Source organism: Flavobacteriales bacterium (genome assembly GCA_013214975.1).
In the GTDB taxonomy this organism is placed as follows: Bacteria; Bacteroidota; Bacteroidia; order DT-38; family DT-38; genus DT-38.
Genome location: JABSPR010000019.1, coordinates 24,746 through 48,702 on the forward strand (window position 1 = coordinate 24,746; position 23,957 = coordinate 48,702).

Sequence of the window (23,957 nt, forward strand, 5' to 3'; positions counted from 1 at the left end):
TAAAAATTACAAATCAAATACTCTAGAAATATTGAATCCCAATTTATACCCTCCATCTAGCCAACTATCAGAGGTATTAGGAATAAAGTCATTTTCAATAATACTATTTGAGTTTGTTAAGTTTATATGGAATACATGACCACCCGTTTCCAGCTCAACACCTATAGCTAGCGGGTTTGCAAAAGAAGGGTTGTCATTTCTATAATCAGACATCACCAAAAAATAGTCGGCCACAATTGCCGTTCTACTCGTTATCTTAACCCTAGCAGCAAAGCCTAATGCAAATATGCCGTGCACATCCGATGCATTTGTTTTTTCATTTGTTGCCTCAATAATTCTATTTCGATGTACCCAGGTTGGGAGTAATTCGAACGAGAAACTTTTAGAAAATTTTCGGGCAAGTAGAATCTGAGTAGTGTATGTTAAGCGATGAACAAATTCGGGATAATAATTATTCAAGTTATTTGTATCTGATTTAACAGCCGATAAAGCAGCATCAGTATATAATACTGCGGTAAATGGAATTTTATCTTTTGACTGCTTTAAAAAAGCATATTTGAAAGAACCATCTATGTGCTCTTTAATCTTACTCCTTCCAATGCCAATGGCAATTCTATCCGACAATCCATAATCAAAAGAAAATCGAATATCTCGTGCCTCATCCAAGCCATACAAAGTATGCCCACCAACACCCATACTTCCAAATCGATGAGTAATTCGAAAATCTAGATTATTCTTTTTTGTAGTCTCGATAGACTGGGCATTAATAATTTTAATTGCTTTGAAGGTAGCTGTTACCTCGCTATCCTCTTCCGGATTCACCTCATTTAGGAGGTCCATTAAATCATCTTGTGAATAGGCTTGAGAACAAAATATCGTGATTGTCGCTAAAGCGATAATAAACTTACTTCTCATTTCTTAATGTAAGGGAGATATACTATTTCTAAGGTTATTTCTATTTTCTCAGCAATTTTTTGAAATACAACTTTAGGGACTTCAATATCATGGTCTTCCAACAAAACATCAAATTTACTATTCAATATTAAATCAGATCCTTTTACGGTAAAGGTCCCTTCAAATTCTCGCTCTACTTTCACTCCATGTAAAGTAAACTCACCTTTTGCCTTAATTGGGTACACACCATCTTTGGATGGATTGTACTCTCCAACAATAACACCAGAAAAACTAGCATTTGGGAACTCGTCACTTTCCATGTAGTTCTCATTAAAATGCTCTTGCATCAACGCTTTATGGAAAACGAAATCTTTAATCGGAACTCTTACTACTATCGAATTATCTTCTCTTTTAAGGAAAGATTTAGACTCAGTATTTACCGCTTCAATGTCTTCCATAGGAGCCCAAGAAAAGAACTTCACTTCGGAGGTATTAGAGGAAAAATATTCTTCGCAATACGACGAAGATGTTAAGCCTAAGCTTAATAATAGAAGAAATAAATATTTCATATGCCTGTTTTCCACTAATCGTCCAAAATCATTCCAGAAGATACACAAAAATATGAAAGTTAACTGGTGATTCTATTTTACCAGATAATTCGATGCTTAAAATACTATTCTCAACTATTTTAGTATGTGACTTATACAGCTATTTAAAATCCTATTTTATCCAATTGTTCTTTAGAATGTCTTTTGTATGATAGCTAATAATAATATCGGCCCCAGCTCTTGCAAAAGCATACATGTTTTCCATCACCATTTGTTCTTCATCCACTAATCCGTTTATTGCGGCATTCTTTAGCATACTATATTCTCCCGAAACATTATAGCATGCTACGGGCAGGTTGGTATTTTCTTTAACCGACTTTATTATATCTAAATAAGCTAATGCCGGTTTTACCATAAGTATATCTGCGCCTTCGAGCTCATCTAAATCGGCTTCTTTTAATCCCTCGTTTTTATTTCTAACATCCATCTGATAGGATTTCCGATCTCCTCCTTGCGGTGTACAATCTGCGGCATCTCTAAATGGTCCATAATAAGAGGATGCGTACTTAACTGCATAAGACATTATAGCAACGTCGCTATACTTATTTTCATCTAGCACCTCTCTAATCGCCTCTACCCTTCCATCCATCATATCTGAAGGCGATACCATATCTGCACCTGCTTCCGCATGCATCAACGCCATAGCAGTCAATGCATTTAAAGAACTATCGTTATCCACATATCCATCATTTAGCAAACCACAATGACCATGTGATGTATAGCCACAAAGGCACACGTCTGTTACTATATAGATATCATCTCCAAACCGCTTTTTTAATTCTCGAATAGACTGACCTATTACATTATTCTTGTCGTATGACGAGGAGCCATTATCCGTTTTCATTTCGTTGGCGCCAAAAAGAAGAATTTTGTTAATCCCGATTTTCAAACCCTCTGCTACATCTTCAATCAAGGTATCTACCGAGTAATGATTTATACCTGGCATCGACTTAATTTCACTAACTACTTTGGTTCCTTTACAAACGAAATAAGGATAGATAAACATATCTCTAGATAATCTAGTCTCCGCAACTAAATCTCTAATGATGCTATTCTTTCGTAATCTTCTTGGTCTAATTTCCATACTAATTAAGGCTAAAAATGGTATCAACAATCGCAAGTTCGGAAGGAACATACGGGAGATATAATGAATCGGTTGTGTAGTTCTCCAATCTTTTCTTTGTGCTTGGTCCTATAGCAATTACTCTCTTATCTAAGGGGATTCTATTTGTACTAAAGAATGCTTCTACATTAGATGGACTTGTAAATATATACACATCCGCATCTGGAGCCTCCTCCTTTTTAAGCATTGTTTCATAAACAGACAGATCCAATATCTCACTCGATCCTTTAAGTTGCTTCTGAACTGTTCTCAAAGATTGTACTGCTCCAGGAAAAAGTATAGACTGCCCTTCAACAATGTTAGAAAATTGATCTCCAACCAATTCAGTATTTGGTGAGTCACCAATAAAATCTACCCGAAAACCTTTCTCATTTAAGGTCTTTGCAGTGGCAGAACCTATTGCTCCAAATTTCATATTGTCCTTCATTTTTGGATCTTGACTAAAGAAATGATTGACTGCATTTGAACTACTAAAGAACACCCAGTCCGTTCGGGCATTTTCATAGAATTCCACCCTAGCTATTTCGATCATTGACTTTCCAATCAATTCAACACCATTTGCTGTCATTGATTTTGCCAAATATCCTTTCTCGTCAATATCTCTTGTGATAAAAACCTTAAGATCAGTCTTAGCCATTAATAGATCATGTACTTTTTGCGATGCGCCCTCTACCTTCTTGGTTTCCCAATATACTCTCTTAGGAAANTCACTAAACTTTTGAGATAAAACTGCCCATATTTTATATGTGCCTTCTTCCTTCTCGCAGTAAACGCCAAGTGGTAACTGGCAACCTCCGTCCATTAAACGAAGTACGCCTCTTTCAATACCTATTTTATCTTGAACCAACGAATCATTCATAGGGCTTAATGCAGCCAATAAATCCTCATCTTCTTCTCTAATCTGTAAACCCAACACTCCTTGGGCTGGTGAAGGAATAAATTCTTTTGGATTCAATTTTTCAACATGAAACTCATCCAGATTAATCTCCAATCTCTCAACTCCGGCCACCGCAAGCATAATGGCATCGTAATCCTCTATTCTAAGTTTCTTAATTCGAGTAGGCACATTACCTCTCAAATCTTTAATTTTTATATCATTTCTAAAAGACAAAAGTTGTGTTTTCCTTCTTGCCGATGAGGTTCCAACCACGGCACCTCCCTTTAAGAAAAACTTCTTCGTAATGTCTACCGATTCCTTTTTTACGATGAGATACTCTCTGGGATCTTCTCTTCGCGATACAGCACCAATGATTAGTCCTTCTGAATTTGTTGTTTCTAAATCTTTGTGTGAGTGAACTGCAAGATCAATTGATTTATTCAACAATGCTTCTTCAATCTCTTTGGTAAAGAATCCTTTACCTTCCATCTTATCAAAACTCAAATGTTGAATCTTGTCCCCTTGCGTCTTAATAATCTTAATATCAGAATCTAAGCCTAAGGCTTTTAGCTGACCTTGCACATGATTGGCTTGCCAAAGGGCTAAATCACTACCCCGTGATCCGATAATAATTTTCTTCTCCATCTTAAGGATCTTTCGTTTTCAGGAAAGCTTTTTGTCGTTAGGTTTAACAAGGATGTCTTTAGCCATTTTCATGGGAACAGAAATATATTTCTTCTCCATATACTCCATTACTCTATCAAGCACCTCTTTTGCATTGTCATCTAAGCCTTCTATTTCTTTTTGAAATACTTCTGATAATGCTTTTTCTTTAATTTCTTTCACTTTAGCTGGCACCCCTTTCATGGCTAACTCCACATTTCTAAAGTCAAATAACATTTTAAACGAGTCTAAATTCTCGTTCAATATCCCTTCACATTTCAATAACTCTTTCTTCCTCTTCTGAAGATTACTTTCGGCCAAAACCTTCAACGTATCTATATCAATAAGATTTATAGAATTATCTTTCAATACATCCCGATCTAAATCGTTCGGCAAAGCAAGATCTACAACCGTTTTTTTATTTGATTCCCCAGCAAGTAAAGAAGTATATATTTCTGGGGTGATAATCGGATCTGTAGAACCGGTGCAAGTAATAATTACATCAAATCCTTTCGAATAGATTTTCAGATCTTCCAGTCCAAAGGCCTTCCCCTTCAATTTTACTGCAAGTCTTTCCGCATTTTTAAAAGTTCTATTAAACACGCTCATATTCCCAAAGTGATGTTTCTTTAGGTAACTCGCCATCTTCTCATTTGTCTCCCCAGCACCAATAATTAGAAAACGGGCATCTGGTTGGATGTTATATTCTTTTAACTTTCGATAGGCCAATGAAACTACAGACACTGGATTCCTCGAAATATCGGTTTTGGTATAAATCTCTTTTGCAGTCGTAACAGCATGATTGATTGTAAGCTTTATTAACTCGCCCGTAATTCCAATAGCCTTACAATGCTCAAAGGCTTTTCTCACTTGCGATATTATCTCACGCTCACCTACCACTAACGATTCCAAAGAAGAAGCGACTTTTAACAAATGTTTCACAGCTCCCTCACCACTGATAACATTTATTCTAGATAAAATAGTTTCTATACTTTCTAGTTTCGAGGTGGGCTCAAATGATTCAAAAAAGTTTTTTACAAATTCACTATCCGTTTTTTTTTTCGTAACAACCAGGAATTCAACTCGATTGCAAGTACATAAATACATCAACTCCTCTACTCCTGTTTTCTCTTTTAGATCAACAAGAAGTTTATCGTAAGTCTTTTCTTCCAAGTGAAATCGACTGATTTCATCCAGAGAAATGTCCTTATGCGTGAAAGCAATTATATGTAAATGTTCTAAATTCAAATTTGTCTTCTTGAGACAAGATTAAAATCTTAAAATGTGACTTTTGTCACAGAAATGTAAAACTTTCTATTCTTGTTTGCTCTGCTTCTTAAGCTCAGCGGCAATTTCGATCTGTGTATACCAATCTTGACCGAATTTTCGAATCAATGGTTCTTTAAGGAATTCATACACAGGAACATCCAATTTATCTCCATAAACACATGCCCATTCACAAACTACCCACTTGTGATAATTCACCGCATCGAAATTTTCATTCTTGGTTATCCGAATAGGATATAAGTGACATGAAATTGGTTTTTTGAAGTCAATTTTCCCCTCTGATTCAGCTCTTTCAATAGCACACTTGGCAGTCCCTTTTTCAAAAAATACATATGCACATTGTTCATCCCCCACTAACGGGGTTGCCAATTCATTGTCGTCTGTAACAACATAAACGCCTTGCTTTGCAATTGCAGCCTTGCCCTCCTCTGTCATATAAGGCTCTACCTTATCTCTAATCTCCTCCAGGATTTCGATCTCATCCTCCTCTAAAGGTGCACCTTCATCACCAGCTACGCAACATTTGCCTTTACAGGCCTTCAAGTCGCATACAAATTTCACATCCAGGATGTCTTCTGAAACCAGCGTATCTTCTACAATTATCATAATGCAAAGATAAAGAATGATTTGGGTTTATCTTACATTTGCGCCATGGCAGCAGATGAAAATATGATGAAAAAGATAGTAGCTCATTCTAAAGAGTATGGGTTTATCTTTCAGTCCAGCGATATTTACGATGGATTAGGAGCCGTTTACGATTACGGCCAAATGGGTGTTGAATTGAAAAACAACATTAAAAGTTATTGGTGGAAATCGATGGTGCAAATGCACGAAAATATAGTAGGAATTGATTCTGCAATATTTATGCACCCGCGAGTTTGGGAAGCCTCTGGCCATGTTGATGCGTTTAACGATCCATTAATCGATAATAAAGATTCTAAAAAAAGATACCGCGCTGATGTATTATTAGAAGACTACATCGAAAAAATAAACGGCAAAATCATCAAAGAAGTTAAAAAGGCAGCTAAACGTTTTGGAGACTCTTTTAACGAATCCGAGTTTAGATCTACTAATGGAAGAGTACTTGACAATCAGAAAAAGATTGATGATGTAAACGACCGTATGAAGTCTGCCCTAGATGAAAATAATTTAGACGCACTTCGCGACTTAATTATCGATTTAGAGATTGCAGATCCAGTGAGCGGATCTAAGAACTGGAGCGACGTTAAACAATTCAATCTAATGTTCTCAACAGATATGGGAGCTGTGGCTGAAGATGCAAGCAAAATACATTTAAGACCAGAAACTGCTCAGGGCATCTTCGTGAATTTCTTAAACGTTTACAAATCGGGTAGAATGAAACTCCCATTTGGAATAGCTCAAATCGGAAAAGCATTTAGAAATGAAATTATCGCTCGTCAGTTTATATTCAGAATGCGAGAGTTTGAGCAAATGGAAATGCAATTTTTCGTGAAGCCAGGAGAAGAAATGAAATGGTATGACTACTGGAAGGAAGCTCGTCAGAAATGGCACGAAAGGCTTGGCATACCAGCTGAATCGTATCGGTTTCATGATCATCTTAAAGTGGCCCACTACGCAAATGCAGCATGTGATATCGAATTTGAATTTCCTTTTGGATTCAAAGAATTAGAAGGAATTCATTCTAGGACCGATTTTGATTTGAAGCAACATGAAAAATTCTCTGGTAAGAAATTACAGTACTTTGATTCGGAGGATAATGAGAACTATGTGCCATATGTCGTTGAAACGTCAATTGGATTAGATCGAATGTTCTTGGCCGTATTATCTAACTCGTTTACAGAAGAACAATTGGAAGATGGAAGCTCAAGAATTGTTTTGAAGTTACCTGCAGCTTTGGCTCCTGTTAAAGTTGCAGTAATGCCTCTAGTTAAAAAAGATGGGTTGCCTGAAAAAGCTCGTGAGATTATCGATAGATTGAAATTTGAAATGAATTGTCAATACGATGAAAAAGATTCTATCGGCAAAAGATATAGAAGACAAGATTCGATCGGGACACCTTTTTCGGTTACTGTAGATCACGATTCATTGAACGATAATTCTGTTACAATTAGATATAGAGATACAATGAAACAAGAGAGAATTCCGATTGATACTTTGGAAGGGAAATTGATGGAAGAGATAAGCTTCTCTAAATTGCTAGGCTAGTTTGTAAGCTTTGCAATAACTCTGCACAAGTTCATCATTGTCAATTACAGTTAACATAGCATTCCAAGCTTCGATGTAGTGATCTGTTGTTTCTTCGCCTATTAGATCTATCAGTGTGTCCTTATAAACGTAATTAATATCAGCAATTTCATTGTGCGCTTGTTTTTTATACCATTGCGAACAATCAAACTGATCTACTTTACTAAATCCACTTTGCTTTAGCACAAAAACCTGCTCCTCAAATGTTTGCATGGCATAAGTCAATCCATCTAACTGGTAGAAATTTTGCATTTCTTCACTGATATAGTCAATGGATTTTAACCATTCATAACTAGTAAAACATCCGCCATTCTTAAGTACCCGAAGACATTCGAGATACATGCTGCTTTTTCCTTCAATTTGAGTGAAGGCACCAATACTAAAAACATAATCAAATTCTTCATCCGGAAAATCCAAAGAACCTGGCTCAACGAGAATAAAATTAGTTTTATCCGCAGTTCCTTTTTTCAAAGAATAAGCTTTTGAATGCTCTATTAATCGTTTTTCAATATCAATTCCTGTAACAGAAGCACCAAATTTCTCTGCCAAATAACAAGCAGGACCTCCCAAGCCACAACCTATATCCAGTATTCTTTTATCCTTTAAATCAAGACCTTCAAATAGATTTAATACATTTCCTTCACCACCAGGCGACATATATCCAGATCCCCATATCAATTCGAGGACTTGAATCATTGTATCGTTATATTCGTCTATATGCGTCATAAATCTTATACTATCTATAAAGCTAGTCCATTTTTACAATTCTTTTAATTACCTGAGTGTTATTTGCATTAATCGTAATAAAATATAGCCCATTTTCATATTTATTCAAATCTAAGATAACACCATAGAAACGGTTAAGAAATGTACCTTTCTCATTAAATAAATCAATGGAGTTAATATAATACTCCGATGATACAGTTACACTGCCTCTTGTAGGATTAGGGAAGATGTTCATTTTTGTTGGTATACTTATTTGTGAAGTAATAATTTCTCCCAAAATACTTATATCTCCTATCCCTAATTCATCTCTACTTCCTGTTCCGTTGTTATCATCAAAAGACCATTTAAGGTATATATAATCCCCAATTGGAAAATTTGAAAGTAACGTAATTGTAAATTCGGTTGAGTCCCAAGTTGGTGACCCATCACCCAACTCATTTGACAAAAAATCCAAACTAGGTACCGAAATATATGTTTGGTTGTCTATGGAATAAGAAAAAGATATAGAATTTGATCGATCTTGGTCGTTATACTCCCATAGTTTATAAGTAATATTCAAACTATTCAACTCGGTCGAAGATCCATTTTCAACTTTTAAGATCACTTCACCTGGGGTCATGTCCGATCCGATAGATTGAACACCTAAAACATTAGACGTTCCCGTATTAAAACTATACACGCCACCAGTTGTAACTCCTCCACCACTTATGCCTCTAGCATAGTCGCCTGTGGTTCCAAGAAATGAGAAATCCAAATCTCCATCGCTTAAGCCATTAATTGACCATGTATTTGAATTTAATTGACCTTGTATAGGATTAGGTGAAAAGCCAGTTGCGTTGAAGTCTATAAATGAAATGGTTTCCGGCGTAGATACTGAATTAAGAATTAGTTGTGCTTTTGTAATATTCGTGGTGCCAATGATTGTGATAATCAAAGCCCACCTTCTGAGATGAGGAAAATACATTGTTGTAAATCATGTTTTGTATTAGTTATTAATACGAACTGTAGCGTTTTCTTACGCTGGCAAAAATAAACAAGATTTGCATAACAAGCAGAATACGTGATCGTTATTTTATTTATTATTGAAAGCCGACATTGTTTTCTCGGTACCAATTACAGAAAAACTTTGAAGCATTTTACAGGCTTGATCCAAACGTTCTTTTAGTAGGTCTTGCTGTTCGGCACTCCACTCTCCAAGAACATACTCAACCTGCTTACCTCTAGAAAATTCGTTCCCAACACCAAACCTTAGACGGGAATAACGATTACCGCCAAGAGTTTCATCGATACTCTTTAACCCGTTGTGACCTCCGTCACTTCCTTTGTCTCGCATACGTAACGATCCAAATGGAAGTGCGATATCATCAACAATTACCAAAAGTTTACTTGGGTGTATTTTTTCCTTTTGCAACCAATAGTTGACAGCCTTACCACTAAGGTTCATGTAAGTAGAGGGTTTAAGTAGAACTAATTTTCTTCCCTTAAACTTAACTCTAGCAACATCTCCCAGCTTATCCGTCTCAAAATCCTCTAAAGTATCCTTTACGAGAGCATCAAGTACTTTAAATCCAACGTTGTGTCTAGTTTCGAGATATTCATCTCCAATATTCCCTAAACCTACGATTAGAAATTTCACAAAAGATTGTGTTATTTAAGAATAAGCTTATTCAGCAGCAGGTGCGTCTCCGCCTTCTGCAGGTGCATCTCCTCCTTCAGATCCCTCTGCTCCTTCTTCACCTTCTTCTTCCTCTTCTTCCTCTTCTAATTCTTCAATTAGAGCACGAGCAGTTTTAATAGCAACGATAACGCGGTTAGGTGGATCTAAAAACTCAAGACCATTGATAACAATATCCTCAACTTTTATCGATTGACCAATTCTCAACTTCGTAACATCTATATCGATGAATTCAGGGAAATCTTTGTGTAGACCTAATGTTCTTAACTTTTTCAGTTTAAATCTTCTCTTACCACCGTTAAGCACACCTTTAGATATACCGTTCAGTCTTACAGGAAGATCTACTTTCACTTTAATATCATCAAAAAGTTCGATAAAATCTACGTGGATAATTCTATCCGTAACAGGATGAAACTGAATATCCTGCATTACAGCTTTCACTTTCGTTCCTTCAACGTCAATATCCATCCTAAATACTTCTGGAGTATAAACAACTTTTCTAAAATCATTTTCGTGGATAGAGAAGTGTCTAAGATCTTTTCCACCATAAAGAACACAAGGAACTCTATTATCTATTCTTAATTGCTTAGAATCTTTCTTACCAACTTCTTTTCTTGGTGATGCACTTACCTCTACTGATTTCATCTTATTGTTTATTTAATTATACTACAAAGTGTGAACTTATTGATTCTAGTTTTACCACGTTAGTTATAACCTTGGCAAACAAATCGCTCACAGAAAGTACTTTGATCTTACTACATTCTTTTTTTAATGGTAAAGAATCCGTTACCACCAATTCTGTTATTCTCGATGCCTCTATTCTCTCATATGCTTCTCCAGAAAGAACCGCATGTGTACATAACGCTCTTACCGATTTAGCTCCTTTTTCAAATATCACATCCACAGCTTTCATAAGAGTTCCAGCCGTATCAACCATATCATCAACGAGAATGACATCTTTTCCTTCAACATCACCAATTAACATCAAATCTTGAACTTGATTGGCAACTTTTCTTTCTTTATACCCTACTGCTAATCCTGCTCCCAAATACTTAGCATATACATTAGCTCTCTTAGTTCCACCAGTATCTGGTGCCGCTATTACTAAATTATCAGGATCGAGATTAAGACTCTGTATATATGGAATAAACAAAGTAGATGCATATAGATGATCTACAGGTACTTCAAAAAATCCTTGAATCTGATCGGCATGTAGGTCCATTGTGATTAGTCTAGTCATACCTGCCGTTTGCAACAAGTTTGCAACCAACTTAGAGGTAATCCCAACTCTAGATTTATCTTTCCTATCCTGTCTTGCATAGCCCAAAAAAGGAACTACGGCAATAATTTCTTTCGCTGATGCTCTTTTAGCAGCATCAATCATCATTAATAGTTCAAAAATATTTTCATGTGGAGGAGGTGTTGATTGAATAATGAAAACATTCGCACCACGGATTGTTTCTTCGTAAGAAGGCTGAAACTCACCATCACTAAAATTGAAAATAGATACATTTCCTAGCTCACTTCCATAATCAGACGCTATGCTAAACGCAAGGTCTTTGGTAGCTCTTCCTGGAAAAAATTTAACTATTGTATCCATACTTCTTTAATAACTTTCTATTCACCCGAATAAAAACGGGCTGCAAAGCTAATAAAATCCACCTATTTAACCAAGATAATAAGATGTTACAATTTGTCTTTCTTGATTGGAAACAATTATCTACTTTTGTAAGCTCTATTTCAGGTATGAAATTAGACTTGCCCAGATGGCGGAATTGGTAGACGCGCTGGTCTCAAACACCAGTGGGGCAACCCATGCCGGTTCGATCCCGGCTCTGGGTACTAAACAGAAAGAAGTGAAAATTTAGCTTTTCGCTTCTTTCTGTTTTTAATAATTCTTTGGTGATTCTAATCTAAATCTTTTCAGAAATGAGTGCTGTTAAATTCGAGGATAAAGCAAAACAAGAAAGATATGACAAGGCATATCTCCGTTTAGCTCTCGAATGGGGGAAGTTATCTCATTGCACGCGTAAAAAAGTAGGTGCAATTATTGTCAAAAACGGGATGATTATATCCGATGGATACAACGGTACTCCTGGTGGATTCGACAATAGTTGTGAAAGCAGTGACGGAAAAACATTGTGGTACGTATTGCATGCGGAAGCAAATGCAATTATGAAAGTTGCCAAATCGACGAACAATTCTCACGGGAGTACGTTATATTTAACCTTGTCTCCATGTAAGGAGTGTAGTAAACTAATTCTTCAGGCAGGAATTACAAGAGTTGTTTTTATTAATGCATATAAAGACGATGCCGGATTAGCTTTTTTAAAACAGTCTGAAATTGAAGTAGACCAAATAAATATTGATTAAGAGTTCGAATTTGAATATCATCTGAACGTGTTAAAAAGGATTATCTATTTTCCTATTCTGCTATCTATTGCCTTTATACTGGGATGGTTATTAAATGGCATGCTAAATTTTCCTAACGAGAAACCTGTCACCTTTTTCGCCAAACCTCCCGATGGTCTTCGAAAGCTAAATAAGGTCATGTCTTATATAGAAGATGAATATGTTGACACAGTTAACATGAGTCAGCTTTCGGATGTAGCAATAAATTCTGTTCTTGAAAAACTTGATCCGCATTCCATGTATATCAATGCGAATCGGTTTAAATCTATGGACGAGTCCTTAAAAGGAAACTATGAAGGCATTGGAATTGAGTTCAATATTATCAACGATACCATATTGGTTATCTGGCCAATAACAGGTGGCCCTTCTGAGATGCTCGGCTTGATGGCAGGAGATCGAATTATAGAAATCGACACGCAACTTGTTGCAGGAAATGGAGTTACCACAAAAGATGTTATCTCTAAACTTAAAGGCGAAAGTGGTACACTTGTACAAGTAGGTATTAAACGTAAAGGAGTAAGAGATCTTCTCATATTCGACATTAGAAGAAGAAAGATTCCATTAACTAGTGTAGAAATAAGCTACATGCTCAACATCAACACTGGATATATAAAAATCTCCAAATTTGCTGCTACCACTTACGAAGAGGTAATTAAAGCTATGGAAGAATTAAATGAGAATGATCTTCAGAATTTAATCATCGATTTAAGAGGTAATGGTGGAGGTTATCTTGATGCCGCAATTAATATCGCGGATGAGTTCCTACCTGAGAATACTTTAATTGTGAGCACAAAAGGTAGAGCACGTTCAGAAAATCAATTTTTTGCACAAAGAGCAACTTCATTTCAAGGTAAACAACTGGCCATATTAATTGATGAAGGGTCAGCGTCTGCAAGTGAAATTGTAACTGGAGCAGTGCAAGACAATGATAAAGGAATCATAATTGGCAGAAGATCGTTTGGAAAAGGATTAGTAAACGAACAACACAAATTACACGACGGATCGGTTGTACGACTTACAACACAACGCTACTATACCCCTTCTGGTAGATGTATTCAAAAACCATATGGAAAAGGGAACAAAGAATATTATGAAGATTATCACGATAGATATAAAAATGGCGAACTAGTTAATAAAGATAGCATCAACTTCCCAGATTCCTTGATTTATAAAACTGTAGGAGGCCGTACTGTATATGGTGGAGGTGGAATAATGCCTGATATTTATATTCCGCTAGACACATCTAAAATTAATAACAGCTACGTTAATTTTGCGATGCATTCTGGGCTGGTAATTCGATTTGCTTTCGAAGTAATTGACAGAGACAGATCTGCTATTCTAGATGAATATGATTTAAATAAATTTATCACAGAATACCAAGTTTCGGATGAGACGTTTAGAAAGTTCCAAGAATTTATCGCCGAACATGAAGGTCCCATTCCTCAAGAAAAAGACAAAAAATTATACTCTTATCTTAAAACACATATTAAAGCGAACATCGGTCGAAACTTATGGAATAGTGCCGCCTATTATCCTATTGTTCATTCGATTGATAAAATATTAATTAAAGCAATAGAGACAGTAAGAGAAGAAGCTCAATAATTTGATTTTATTACTGGCTAATTTTATACATTTAGGACCCAATTAACATTTAAAACAAATAATTATGGCTTTTGAACTACCTGAATTACCATATGCAACTGATGCCTTAGAGCCTCATATTGACAAAGAAACCATGGAGATTCATCATGGCAAACACCACAATGCGTATACAACCAATCTGAACAACGCTATTGCCGGAACGGATATAGAAGGACAATCGATAGAAGATATCCTTGCGAATATTTCAAAGCATTCACCTGCTGTTAGAAATAACGGTGGAGGTTATTTCAATCATTCATTATTCTGGTCTACCCTTTCTCCAAACGGAGGTGGCGAACCAACTGGTGCCCTTGCAGATGCAATTAATAGTGCATTTGGATCTTTAGATGCATTTAAAGAAAAATTTGCAACAGCTGGCGCAACAAGATTTGGTTCTGGATGGGCTTGGTTATGTGTAAACGCAGATGGCTCATTATGTGTGTGCTCTAGTGCAAATCAAGATAATCCTTTAATGGATATAGCGGAATGTCCTGGTACTCCAATTTTAGGATTAGACGTTTGGGAACATGCTTACTATTTGAACTATCAAAACAGAAGACCAGATTACATTGCAGCTTTTTGGAATGTAGTTAACTGGAAAGAAGTTTCAGAAAGATTTGAAGCGGCTAAATAGTCTATACCGAATTAGCAAATACCTCAAAGATTTATTCTTTGGGGTATTTTTTCGCCTTAACTATTCTACTGTAACGGACTTTGCCAAGTTCCGAGGTTGATCAACATTACAACCTCTTTTTAATGCGATGTGATACGAAAGTAATTGCAACGGAACGACTGAAACCATTGGGACAAAAATCTCATCTACTTCTGGAATTTCAATAACATAATCTGCCATTTTACTAACCATAGTATCTCCTTTGGTAACCAGAGCAATTAGTTTCCCTCCTCTAGCTTTAACCTCCTGAATATTACTAACAGTTTTTTCGTAGTTGCTCATTTTAGTTGCAATAACAACAACGGGCATTTCAGCGTCAATCAATGCAATTGGACCATGCTTCATTTCAGCGGCTGGATATCCTTCGGCATGTATGTAAGATATTTCTTTCAATTTAAGAGCACCTTCTAAAGCGACAGGAAAATTCAACCCTCTTCCTAGATATAAGAAATTGCTAGCATCTTTAAATATCTCGGCTATCTTCTCTATCTGATCGTTTGTTTTTAATACCTCTTTAACCTTTTTGGGTACATTTTTAATTTCTGTAAGCAGCTGATTGAAACGTGCTTTTGGAATATGACCTTTCATTTTGCCTATTTGCATAGCCATCAACGTAAGTATAGTTACTTGAGCAGTAAATGCTTTTGTTGAAGCAACACCTATTTCTGGTCCTGCATGTGTATATGATCCCGCATCAGTAGCTCTAGCTATCGATGAGCCTACCACATTACATATTCCAATGATCGTTGCTCCTTTGGATTTCGCCAAATTTATTGCAGCTAATGTATCCGCAGTTTCTCCAGATTGTGAAATTGCAATTACAATATCGTTCTCATTAATGATTGGATTCCTATATCTAAATTCTGAAGCATATTCAACCTCAACAGGAATTCTAGCAAGTTCTTCAAAAAGATATTCTCCTACTAGTCCTGCGTGCCAAGATGTTCCACATCCAACTATTATTATTCGTTGCGCCTTTATAAATTTTTGCTCAAAATCGACTATACCACCTAGTCGAACAGTGCCTCTTGAAATACTCGCTCTACCCCGCATACTATCTCTAATAGACCTTGGTTGCTCGTAAATCTCCTTTAACATAAAGTGTGGGTATCCACCTTTCTCTAGCTCTTCCAGTTGTAACTGTAACTCCTGCACATAAGGAATAACCTCTTTATTCTTAATATTTTTAATCTTAAGCTCCCCATTTCTCGGTACTACTGCAATATCCCCATCCTCCAAGTAAACCACGTTTCTAGTGTACTCAACAATTGGTGTTGCATCAGAGGCAATATAAAATTCATCCTCTCCTATTCCTATAACTAATGGACTACTCTTCTTCGCGACAACCAAAGTATCTGAATCATCCTTAGACATAATAACGACAGCATAGGCACCTACTACCTGTGACAGTGCAATCCTAACAGCTTCTACGAGTTCTAGCTTTTCCGAATTTTTCACATTCTGAATAAGATGAACTAGCACCTCCGTATCCGTATCACTCTTAAATACGTGTCCTCTATTTTCTAATTCCTTTCTAAGAGTTAGATAGTTTTCAATAATTCCGTTATGAATAATACTAAGTTCCGTTTCGTCTGAACAATGAGGATGGGCATTTACGTCATTCGGGACACCGTGGGTGGCCCATCGTGTATGCCCAATCCCAATAGTACCGTCTACTGATCTATCACCTATATGAGCTTCTAAATCATCTACACGGCCTTTACACTTGTATAGATTAACCTTACCATTTAATAAGGCAACACCGGCACTATCATATCCACGATATTCCAATCGCCTTAATCCCTTCATTAAAATTGGATACGCATCTTTTGGGCCTATGTAGCCAACTATTCCGCACATAAATTAAGGAGTTGTGTATGTGATTATTACTCTCGACCTATCAAGTATACTATTAAAACCATTAAATACTACGCGATCTCCAGCAATCCTTCTATCAATTGGGGTAATTAGTAATCCGTTATTCTCGCTTTCACCTTTTACTAATTTATCAATATACTTGGTGATATTAAGTCTGTACTCTCCGTTAATAATAGGCCCCGAGGTCGTGTAAAAAAGAGTAGAACTTTCATCTTCATATCGCACACCCAATTCTCCTTCATTATTTAGCTCTAATGCTTCAAAAGTGGATGGCTTTTCATAACCTGCACTTAACACTGTATTTACCTTTAAAGCAAGAGTAACATTGTTGATTGTTCCTTGTGCCCACGGATAAGAACTCAAGCTATCTCCGAATTTTATTAAAACATTTGAACCATCAAGAGGTTGAATAAATAAATTATCATTTGTCGCTACAGTGCTCCCAAAAGCGATAGATGATGTCGAATAATCGTGTTCGAATACATTATATCTTGCCGATTGATTTCCAGCCCTTAGCCGATATTCTTCTTCCACAACACTTCCATTCTCATCCATATATGAACTGTATAATGTTAGCTTAGATTCAAAATCCGTCATATCTAAATACATCAGTGTTCCTTCTCCATTCAACTGATTTACATTATTTGATTTAACATAAAGTCCTTCCAACACAACTCTGAGCCTCGAATTATTGAGGTTTCCTGCATTATTTTGGACAGTCAGGCTATCAAGCAGGGCTTGACCAAAAAGAGGATCTAATACTATGGATAATATGTTACCCTCCCCAATATTTGGAACTATTGTAGTTGTTCCTAGAACGTTAGACAAATTTATTTTAGTTGAAATATCATCATCAGAATAATAATCATTATCTATACTTAGCTTGGGGTTTATGGTGTCTTTGTACTCAAATACTTCAAATGTTTGGGCACTTAACGAGGTCGTATTGTTGGGATATGCATCGCCTTTATATGTTATTTTCAAGTCTATTGACGAGAATTCCCCTTGTGGAAATGGGTCTGCTGGTAATTGAAATTGAGCAACAAAAGATGCACTTACATTGCCAAATATTGGATCCTCATAGCTGCCTAGGATTTCAACTTCCTGATTGCTCGTTTTGATCCCTCCTGTTTTAACGGTATACGCTAAAGGAACTAAAGATTCATCGTAATTACCTATTGGCTTGCTTTGTTCATCCAGAATAGCAGCTCCTATTGATGCAGGATCATCTTCTGTACAACCAGTAAATAGTACTGCAATAAAAAATATTGTGAAAATTTTATTTATCATCTAACTCCTAACGCTTGTATTAATCATGTTCGCAATATTTGCACTTCAAACGAAAAGATGAACGTAAGCTATTATGAAAATTTATCTATGGATTAAGATAAGACTTCTTCCGATGACATTACTCGATCGTAAAAATCAGAATACGCATCAATATAATCATCACCCTGATGATCTAATACGGGTTTGCTCAATCCAGAAATAAACTTATCCATGTCCTTTCCGAGATCATCATTACCCTTAATAACAGCATCCGACATCTCGACTCCAATTCTATTTAAGTTCTCAAAAGATGGATCCTCAACCAATTTCAAGTCTTCTATTTTCACTTCATCGACTAAAGCTTTCTCTGCAAACTTTTTATTCAATGAACCATCAAAGCCATCATTATAATCGGAGAATATCACTTTTGAGTTTTCAAAAATAGGATCATCTTTATATACTTTCTTAATGTATAAAGGAAGAAGTGCTGTCATCCAACCTTGACAGTGAATGATATCTGGAGCCCATCCCAACTTTCTCATAGACTCGGCTACTCCTCTACAGAAAAATATTGCTCTTTCATCATTATCCTTAAAAAACTTTCCTTTATCATCTTGCAAAGTGAATTTTCTCTGAAAGTAATCTTCATTATCAATAAAGTACACTTGAATTCTTTCTGGCTGTATAGACGCCACCTTGATAATTAATGGGTGATCCATATCATCAATAATGATATTCATACCTGACAATCGAATTACTTCATGCAATTGATGTCTTCGCTCGTTAATACACCCATATCTTGGCATGAAAATTCTTATTTCCTTACCCTTCTTTTTTATTCCTTGCGGAAGATTTCTAGCAATGTTAGAAATATTCGATTCCGGAACATATGGAGAGATTTCTTGCGATACAAATAACACTTTAGGCTTATCCATAATAATAGTATGATATTTAGTGTACAAAAGTACTGAAAAATGGCCACATTTTCAATAAATCCACTAGCTTTGTTTCGTTGGTAGGCTTTGAAGTCGAGCTATTTTCATCGAAAAACTAATACTAATTTTCATTCTCAGTTGCTATGAAAATAATCTCATCTAAAGTCGAGCTCTTTGAATTTCTTCAAAGCTTGAAAGATGAAGATCGTAAAATCGGATTTATTCCAACAATGGGCGCAATACACTTTGGGCACCTAGGGCTTGTTAAAAGGGCTTCAAGAGAAAATAACATAACCGTTTGCTCTATTTTTGTTAACCCTACTCAATTTGGAAATAAAGACGAGCTTAAAAAATATCCGAGGAATCTAGACCGCGATGCAGAATTACTTTCTAAGGCCAATTGTGACATTCTGTTCACTCCGCTTCAAGAAGATTTATACGACAGTGAAAATATTGAGGCTGAACTGAATTCTATTGAATTAAACAAAATAGACGAGACACTAGAAGGAGCAATTAAACCAAAACACTTTAAAGGAGTAGCGTTTATTTTAGAGAAATTTTTCAGAATAATTGAGCCAGACTCAGCTTATTTTGGAAATAAAGATTTCCAACAGCTCCAAATAATTAGGTACTATGTAAAAGAGAATAATATTCCTGTTAAAATTATTGGCTGCGATACGGTAAGAGAACAAAATGGCTTGGCAATTAGTTCACGTAACGAGAAACTAAGTTTAGAGGAAAAAAACACAGCTGCAATAATTTATTCTTCGCTGGTAGAGTGCAAATCCATTTCAAAGAATCTATCTGTAAGCGATACCAAGAGCTTCGCAATAAATAGAATCAATCAATTATCTGAATTGAACTGTGAGTACTTTGAAATAGTTGATTCCGAATCTTTTAAACCTCTTAAAAATTGGACAGATTCTAATACAATAATTGGGTGCATTGCCGTTCAATTTAAAGGAATAAGATTGATAGATAACATTACCTTGTAGGCTTAAATAATTATCCTTGAATTCAACAATAAAATCCATTCTTAAATTTACCCTATCGCTTTCAATTGGACTGGGTATTTTATGGTGGATATCCAGAAAACTAGACATTGATAGACAACTAGAGGATCTTGCGAAAACTGATTTTTCTTGGATCTTGCTCTCATTGAGTATTGCTATCGCAAGTCATTGGAGCCGAGCTATTAGATGGAATATCTTATTAAAGCCACTGGGCTATTCGCCAAAGACATCAACTACATTTTATGCCGTAATGGTTGGCTACTTGGCCAATTTAGCTTTACCAAGAATGGGAGAAGTAACCAGGTGTGGTATATTGAGCAAGCAAGAAAATATCCCTTTAAATAAGGTATTAGGTAGTGTAATAGTAGAACGAGGATTTGACCTAATCTGCCTGATACTCTTAGCTATTTTCACAATTATTATTCAATCTCAACTTCTCTATTCTTTTGTATCTGATTTATTTATCAAGAATCTAATTAACCCATTAACCAAATTGTTAGCTAATAATTATTTCATTATAATTATTGCTCTGGGAATACTCGTCAGCATCTTGGTGGCCGCATATATATTGTATATAAAGATTAAAACAGGTGATTCAAAGTGGGCCAAATATGCTAATAAAGTAAAAGTGCTTATCGATGGTTTCAAATCTGGTTTATTATCCATTTTAAAAATGGATAATAAAACAGGTTTTTTTCTACACACAGTACTTATTTGGCTTGGATACTACCTGATGGTATATGTATGTTTTTTTTCAACTCCGGCCGTTTCTGTTTTGGAATGGATCGATGGACTTACCGTTCTTGTTTTAGGTAGTTTTGGAATTGTGTTTCCCACACCAGGTGGCGTTGGCGCTTACCAATTGGTAGTACAAAGTTTGCTTACAGAGTTATATAGTATCAAATCCGAACCGGCAATGGTATTTGCAAACGTTGTTTGGTTCTCTCAAACAATAATGGTGATCATTGTTGGATTTCTAGCTTTAGCCAGACTTACTATTCTTGGAAGAAATAAGAATCAGAATGGCTAAAATAAAGACCGCATTTTATTGTCAGAATTGCGGAACGCAGTCTCCTAAATGGATTGGGAAATGTACATCATGTAACGAATGGAATACTTACGTTGAAGAAGTAATGGAAAAAACTTCTGAAAACAGTAATGTGTTTGGTTCTAAAGCCAGTCAGAAAAACATTGCCCAACCTCTAGACGATATTACAATTACTGGAGACAGTAGAATTATCCTGAAAGACAAAGAACTCAACCGGGTACTTGGCGGAGGATTAGTAGAAGGCTCTATCGTTTTATTCGGAGGAGAACCTGGAATAGGAAAATCAACTTTGCTTTTGCAACTAGCTCTTCAGAACGTGAACAGCAAAATACTTTATGTCTCAGGTGAAGAGAGTGAGCAGCAAATAAAAATGAGAGCAGAAAGAGTTGGAGAAACTAATTCAAACTGTTACATCCTGTGTGAAACATCTCTCGAAAACATCTTCAAGCAAATAGAAAATATTGAACCCAATATATTAATTATCGATTCTATTCAAACCACGCATACAACTATGGTTGAAGCATCGTCTGGAAGTGTTTCTCAAATACGGACTTGTGCTATAGAGTTGTTAAAATATGCCAAAAGTTGTTCCACTGCTGTATTCCTAATCGGTCATATTACCAAAGAAGGAAATATAGCTGGACCTAAAATCTTAGAACATATGGTCGATACAGTTCTTCATTTTGAAGGAGATCAAAATCATATTTACCGACTTTTGAGAACAACAAAAAACCGATTTGGTTCAACAAACGAATTAGGTATTTACGAAATGGTAAGCACCGGTTTAAACGAAGTAAATAATCCCTCTCGGATGCTTATAAGTGAGCGGGATGATCCAGTTAGTGGAACTTCTATTTCTGTTACCATAGAAGGGATGAGACCGTTGCTTATAGAAACACAAGCATTGGTTAGCTCTACGGCATATAGCTCTCCTCAGCGTTCGGCAAATGGTTTCGATCAGAAAAGATTGAACATGCTTTTAGCCGTATTAGAAAAAAGTTGTGGCTTTGATATGAGTCACAAGGATGTATTTCTAAATATTACGGGAGGAATTACAGTACATGACCCTGCTATCGATTTGGGTGTTGTATGTGCTTTACTTTCCTCCGCAGAAAGCATTTCTCTATCAAACAAAATATGCTTTGCAGGTGAAGTAGGATTATCTGGTGAAGTTAGACCGGTGAATAGGGTGAATTTAAGAATATTGGAAGCTGACAAATTGGGTTTTGAGCAAATCTATATCTCAAAATATAACCAAACAGAAATAACCGCTTCCAAACTTAAAATTCAAATAGTTGAAGTAGACAAAATTGAAACTGTCTACAATTCTATTCTCAAAATGACTTAATTCGTTCCTAAGATTTCGAACAGCTCATCTAATTTAGGAGTTAATATTATCTCCGTTCTTCTGTTCTTTTTTCTCCCTTCAACCGTATTTGTAATATCAAGTGGAAGGAATTCTCCTCTACCTGCAGGGGTTAATCTATTCGCATCAATTTCACCATTAGCCAAAAGAATTTTTACAATCGACGTTGCCCTAATCACACTCAGATCCCAATTATCTTTATAAGCTCCTTTGCCGCTTAATGGGACATTATCCGTATGTCCTTCGATCAGTACATTCACTTCCTTATTCTTACCCAATACTACGGCCAACTTGCTCAACGCCTCAACACCTTTTGGGTCTACGCTAATACTTCCAGATGCGAAGAGTAAGCTTTCATCTAACGAAACATAAACCTTTCCATTTTTCTGTGTTATCGTTAATCCATTATTCTCTAAACCTAATAAGGCCGCCGACACTTTAGATTTTAAAGCAATTACAGTAGAATCTTTACTATTCAATATTTGCTGCAGCTCTGCGACCTTAATTTCCCGTTCTTCCAAATCCATTTTGGTTCTTTCTAGATCAATTTTCTTACTATTAAGATCTCTTTCTAAAATTTTTAATCGATCTTCTTGCTCCTGAAGACTTCTTTCTTTCCCATCCAATTCTTTTAAAAGCATTTTATTCTCGCCCTTATCCCCAGATACTAGTTGCGCATTCTTCTTTAATAAATCTGCATAAATACTTTTATACCCCCCACTCTCCTCCGTAATCTTTCGCTGCTCAGATCTTATATTTGCCGTATCCGTCTGTAGTGCTTTGTTCTTCCTTTTTAGTTTCTCAATTGTAGCATTTTGCTCATTTCTAACTGAATTCAGTTCTTCATTTTCTGCTTTCAAGGCGCTCCATTCTCTCGTAACATCCTGAGACTTTGCCTTTAACTCTTCATATTTTTTCACAGGAATACAACCAATAATAAAAAACAATACCATGGCCGATAACAGTACAATGTGATTTTTAAAATTCATTTCCTCTTAATTGTGCTTTTGTGAAACTAAATATAACAACTGTTCAAAGGTAGTAACAATTTCAAATCCGTACCGTAATTTTATTAAACACCAGTTTATGAAAGCACTTAACTCATTATGGTTAACAGAAAAGCACATTGACTTTGAATACAAACAATATGTTCTTCTTAGTTATCTACAAAATGTCGAAAAGAAATTTACAGCTAATAAACTTTACCCGGTACTTGACGATTTACTTGCTCTCTATAAAGAACTAAAAGATATAAAATCGATTAAAGCCAATATTCAAAATCAATTTCCCAAAAGGCTATTGCACGTTGATAGTCACAATTTAATCTTGCAATACAAAAGGCTATTCGAAGATGGAAATATTCTCAAGGAAATGGATCGAATCATCAACTTCTCTCTTCCAAAATTTGCAGAATATATTTCTTACGGCGAAGAAATTCGTGCTCTCTTAGAAAGCAAAATAGACTTATCACCAATTGGGATACTTCCACTTTATAAAGATGAGGGCTATTTATTTTTACAAGACGATGCCATCAAGAAAACAAAAGTCTATGAATACTCCATTACTATTTTCGAAAACTCTTCCGTAAAGTATAAAGGAATTAGAACTAACTATGTTGCGTGGTATCCATTGAGTATTTCAAA

23 protein-coding genes and 1 tRNA gene are annotated in these 23,957 nt (G+C 35.9%); 9 read left to right on the forward strand and 15 right to left on the reverse strand.

The window, feature by feature from the left end; genetic code table 11:
- Window positions 1–6: 6 nt before the first annotated feature.
- From HRT72_01180 to HRT72_01205, 6 genes are all read right to left on the reverse strand, one after another.
- A complete protein-coding gene (locus tag HRT72_01180; protein NQY66329.1) occupies window positions 7–915 on the reverse strand; it encodes a hypothetical protein in 909 nt (302 codons plus the stop codon).
- Window positions 912–1,463: a YceI family protein gene (locus tag HRT72_01185; GenBank protein ID NQY66330.1), complete on the reverse strand. Its 552-nt coding sequence runs from the start codon at window positions 1,461–1,463 to the stop codon at window positions 912–914. The genes HRT72_01180 and HRT72_01185 overlap by 4 nt, the downstream gene beginning before the upstream one ends.
- Window positions 1,464–1,614: 151 nt before the next feature.
- The gene (gene hemB, locus HRT72_01190; protein ID NQY66331.1) at window positions 1,615–2,586 is read right to left on the reverse strand and encodes a porphobilinogen synthase; all 972 of its coding nucleotides are present in this window, start codon (window positions 2,584–2,586) and stop codon (window positions 1,615–1,617) included.
- Window position 2,587: 1 nt separating this feature from the next.
- Window positions 2,588–4,147 (reverse strand): hydroxymethylbilane synthase, encoded by a 1,560-nt coding sequence (hemC, locus tag HRT72_01195; protein NQY66332.1) that lies wholly within the window; start codon window positions 4,145–4,147, stop codon window positions 2,588–2,590.
- 18 nt (window positions 4,148–4,165) lie between these two features.
- Complete coding sequence (gene hemA, locus HRT72_01200) at window positions 4,166–5,413, reverse strand: glutamyl-tRNA reductase (protein ID NQY66333.1); 1,248 nt, start codon at window positions 5,411–5,413, stop codon at window positions 4,166–4,168.
- A gap of 66 nt (window positions 5,414–5,479) precedes the next feature.
- On the reverse strand, window positions 5,480–6,058 hold the full coding sequence (locus HRT72_01205) for a DUF3109 family protein (GenBank protein ID NQY66334.1): 579 nt from the start codon (window positions 6,056–6,058) through the stop codon (window positions 5,480–5,482).
- Window positions 6,059–6,103: 45 nt separating this feature from the next.
- Here HRT72_01205 and HRT72_01210 point away from each other — a divergent pair, with 45 nt between their 5' ends.
- Window positions 6,104–7,639, forward strand: coding sequence for a glycine--tRNA ligase (locus tag HRT72_01210; GenBank protein ID NQY66335.1), 1,536 nt, complete (start codon window positions 6,104–6,106; stop codon window positions 7,637–7,639).
- On the opposite strand, the gene HRT72_01215 is transcribed toward HRT72_01210, so the two are convergent.
- The 5 genes from HRT72_01215 to HRT72_01235 all read right to left on the reverse strand — a co-directional run bounded on the left by HRT72_01215 (window position 7,631) and on the right by HRT72_01235 (window position 11,679).
- Entirely contained in the window at window positions 7,631–8,404 is a 774-nt protein-coding gene (locus tag HRT72_01215; GenBank protein ID NQY66336.1) for a methyltransferase domain-containing protein, read from the reverse strand. The two genes, HRT72_01210 and HRT72_01215, sit on opposite strands and share 9 nt — an antisense overlap.
- 22 nt (window positions 8,405–8,426) lie before the next feature.
- A complete protein-coding gene (locus HRT72_01220; GenBank protein NQY66337.1) occupies window positions 8,427–9,338 on the reverse strand; it encodes a T9SS type A sorting domain-containing protein in 912 nt (303 codons plus the stop codon).
- Window positions 9,339–9,476: 138 nt separating this feature from the next.
- Window positions 9,477–10,040 (reverse strand): aminoacyl-tRNA hydrolase, encoded by a 564-nt coding sequence (locus HRT72_01225; protein NQY66338.1) that lies wholly within the window; start codon window positions 10,038–10,040, stop codon window positions 9,477–9,479.
- A 27-nt stretch (window positions 10,041–10,067) separates the two neighbouring features.
- Window positions 10,068–10,724: a 50S ribosomal protein L25/general stress protein Ctc gene (locus HRT72_01230; GenBank protein NQY66339.1), complete on the reverse strand. Its 657-nt coding sequence runs from the start codon at window positions 10,722–10,724 to the stop codon at window positions 10,068–10,070.
- 16 nt (window positions 10,725–10,740) lie between these two features.
- Entirely contained in the window at window positions 10,741–11,679 is a 939-nt protein-coding gene (locus tag HRT72_01235) for a ribose-phosphate pyrophosphokinase (GenBank protein ID NQY66340.1), read from the reverse strand.
- A 160-nt stretch (window positions 11,680–11,839) separates the two neighbouring features.
- On the opposite strand from HRT72_01235, the gene HRT72_01240 reads away from it, so the two are divergent.
- The 4 genes from HRT72_01240 to HRT72_01255 all read left to right on the forward strand — a co-directional run bounded on the left by HRT72_01240 (window position 11,840) and on the right by HRT72_01255 (window position 14,766).
- Window positions 11,840–11,921 (forward strand) — tRNA-Leu (locus HRT72_01240).
- Window positions 11,922–12,008: 87 nt separating this feature from the next.
- Entirely contained in the window at window positions 12,009–12,452 is a 444-nt protein-coding gene (locus HRT72_01245; GenBank protein ID NQY66341.1) for a dCMP deaminase family protein, read from the forward strand.
- Window positions 12,453–12,629: 177 nt separating this feature from the next.
- Complete coding sequence (locus tag HRT72_01250; protein NQY66342.1) at window positions 12,630–14,093, forward strand: S41 family peptidase; 1,464 nt, start codon at window positions 12,630–12,632, stop codon at window positions 14,091–14,093.
- 61 nt (window positions 14,094–14,154) lie between these two features.
- Entirely contained in the window at window positions 14,155–14,766 is a 612-nt protein-coding gene (locus HRT72_01255; GenBank protein NQY66343.1) for a superoxide dismutase, read from the forward strand.
- A gap of 60 nt (window positions 14,767–14,826) precedes the next feature.
- On the opposite strand, the gene glmS is transcribed toward HRT72_01255, so the two are convergent.
- From glmS to HRT72_01270, 3 genes are all read right to left on the reverse strand, one after another.
- Window positions 14,827–16,665 carry a glutamine--fructose-6-phosphate transaminase (isomerizing) gene (gene glmS / locus HRT72_01260; protein NQY66344.1) on the reverse strand — a complete coding sequence of 613 codons (1,839 nt, stop codon included), beginning with the start codon at window positions 16,663–16,665 and terminating at the stop codon, window positions 14,827–14,829.
- A 3-nt stretch (window positions 16,666–16,668) separates the two neighbouring features.
- Complete coding sequence (locus HRT72_01265; GenBank protein ID NQY66345.1) at window positions 16,669–17,973, reverse strand: DUF4270 family protein; 1,305 nt, start codon at window positions 17,971–17,973, stop codon at window positions 16,669–16,671.
- A 92-nt stretch (window positions 17,974–18,065) separates the two neighbouring features.
- A complete protein-coding gene (locus HRT72_01270) occupies window positions 18,066–18,887 on the reverse strand; it encodes a glycogen/starch synthase (protein NQY66346.1) in 822 nt (273 codons plus the stop codon).
- A gap of 143 nt (window positions 18,888–19,030) precedes the next feature.
- Here HRT72_01270 and HRT72_01275 point away from each other — a divergent pair, with 143 nt between their 5' ends.
- The 3 genes from HRT72_01275 to radA are packed head-to-tail and all read left to right on the forward strand — an operon-like array spanning window position 19,031 to window position 22,296.
- Entirely contained in the window at window positions 19,031–19,882 is an 852-nt protein-coding gene (locus tag HRT72_01275; protein NQY66347.1) for a pantoate--beta-alanine ligase, read from the forward strand.
- A gap of 16 nt (window positions 19,883–19,898) precedes the next feature.
- The gene (locus HRT72_01280; GenBank protein NQY66348.1) at window positions 19,899–20,930 is read left to right on the forward strand and encodes a flippase-like domain-containing protein; all 1,032 of its coding nucleotides are present in this window, start codon (window positions 19,899–19,901) and stop codon (window positions 20,928–20,930) included.
- Complete coding sequence (gene radA / locus HRT72_01285) at window positions 20,923–22,296, forward strand: DNA repair protein RadA (protein ID NQY66349.1); 1,374 nt, start codon at window positions 20,923–20,925, stop codon at window positions 22,294–22,296. The genes HRT72_01280 and radA overlap by 8 nt, the downstream gene beginning before the upstream one ends.
- Here radA and HRT72_01290 read toward each other — a convergent pair.
- The gene (locus HRT72_01290) at window positions 22,293–23,303 is read right to left on the reverse strand and encodes an OmpA family protein (protein ID NQY66350.1); all 1,011 of its coding nucleotides are present in this window, start codon (window positions 23,301–23,303) and stop codon (window positions 22,293–22,295) included. The two genes, radA and HRT72_01290, sit on opposite strands and share 4 nt — an antisense overlap.
- Before the next feature lie 97 nt (window positions 23,304–23,400).
- On the opposite strand from HRT72_01290, the gene HRT72_01295 reads away from it, so the two are divergent.
- Window positions 23,401–23,957, forward strand: a 557-nt coding sequence (locus HRT72_01295) for a hypothetical protein (protein NQY66351.1), incomplete at its 3' end; no start/stop codon positions are given.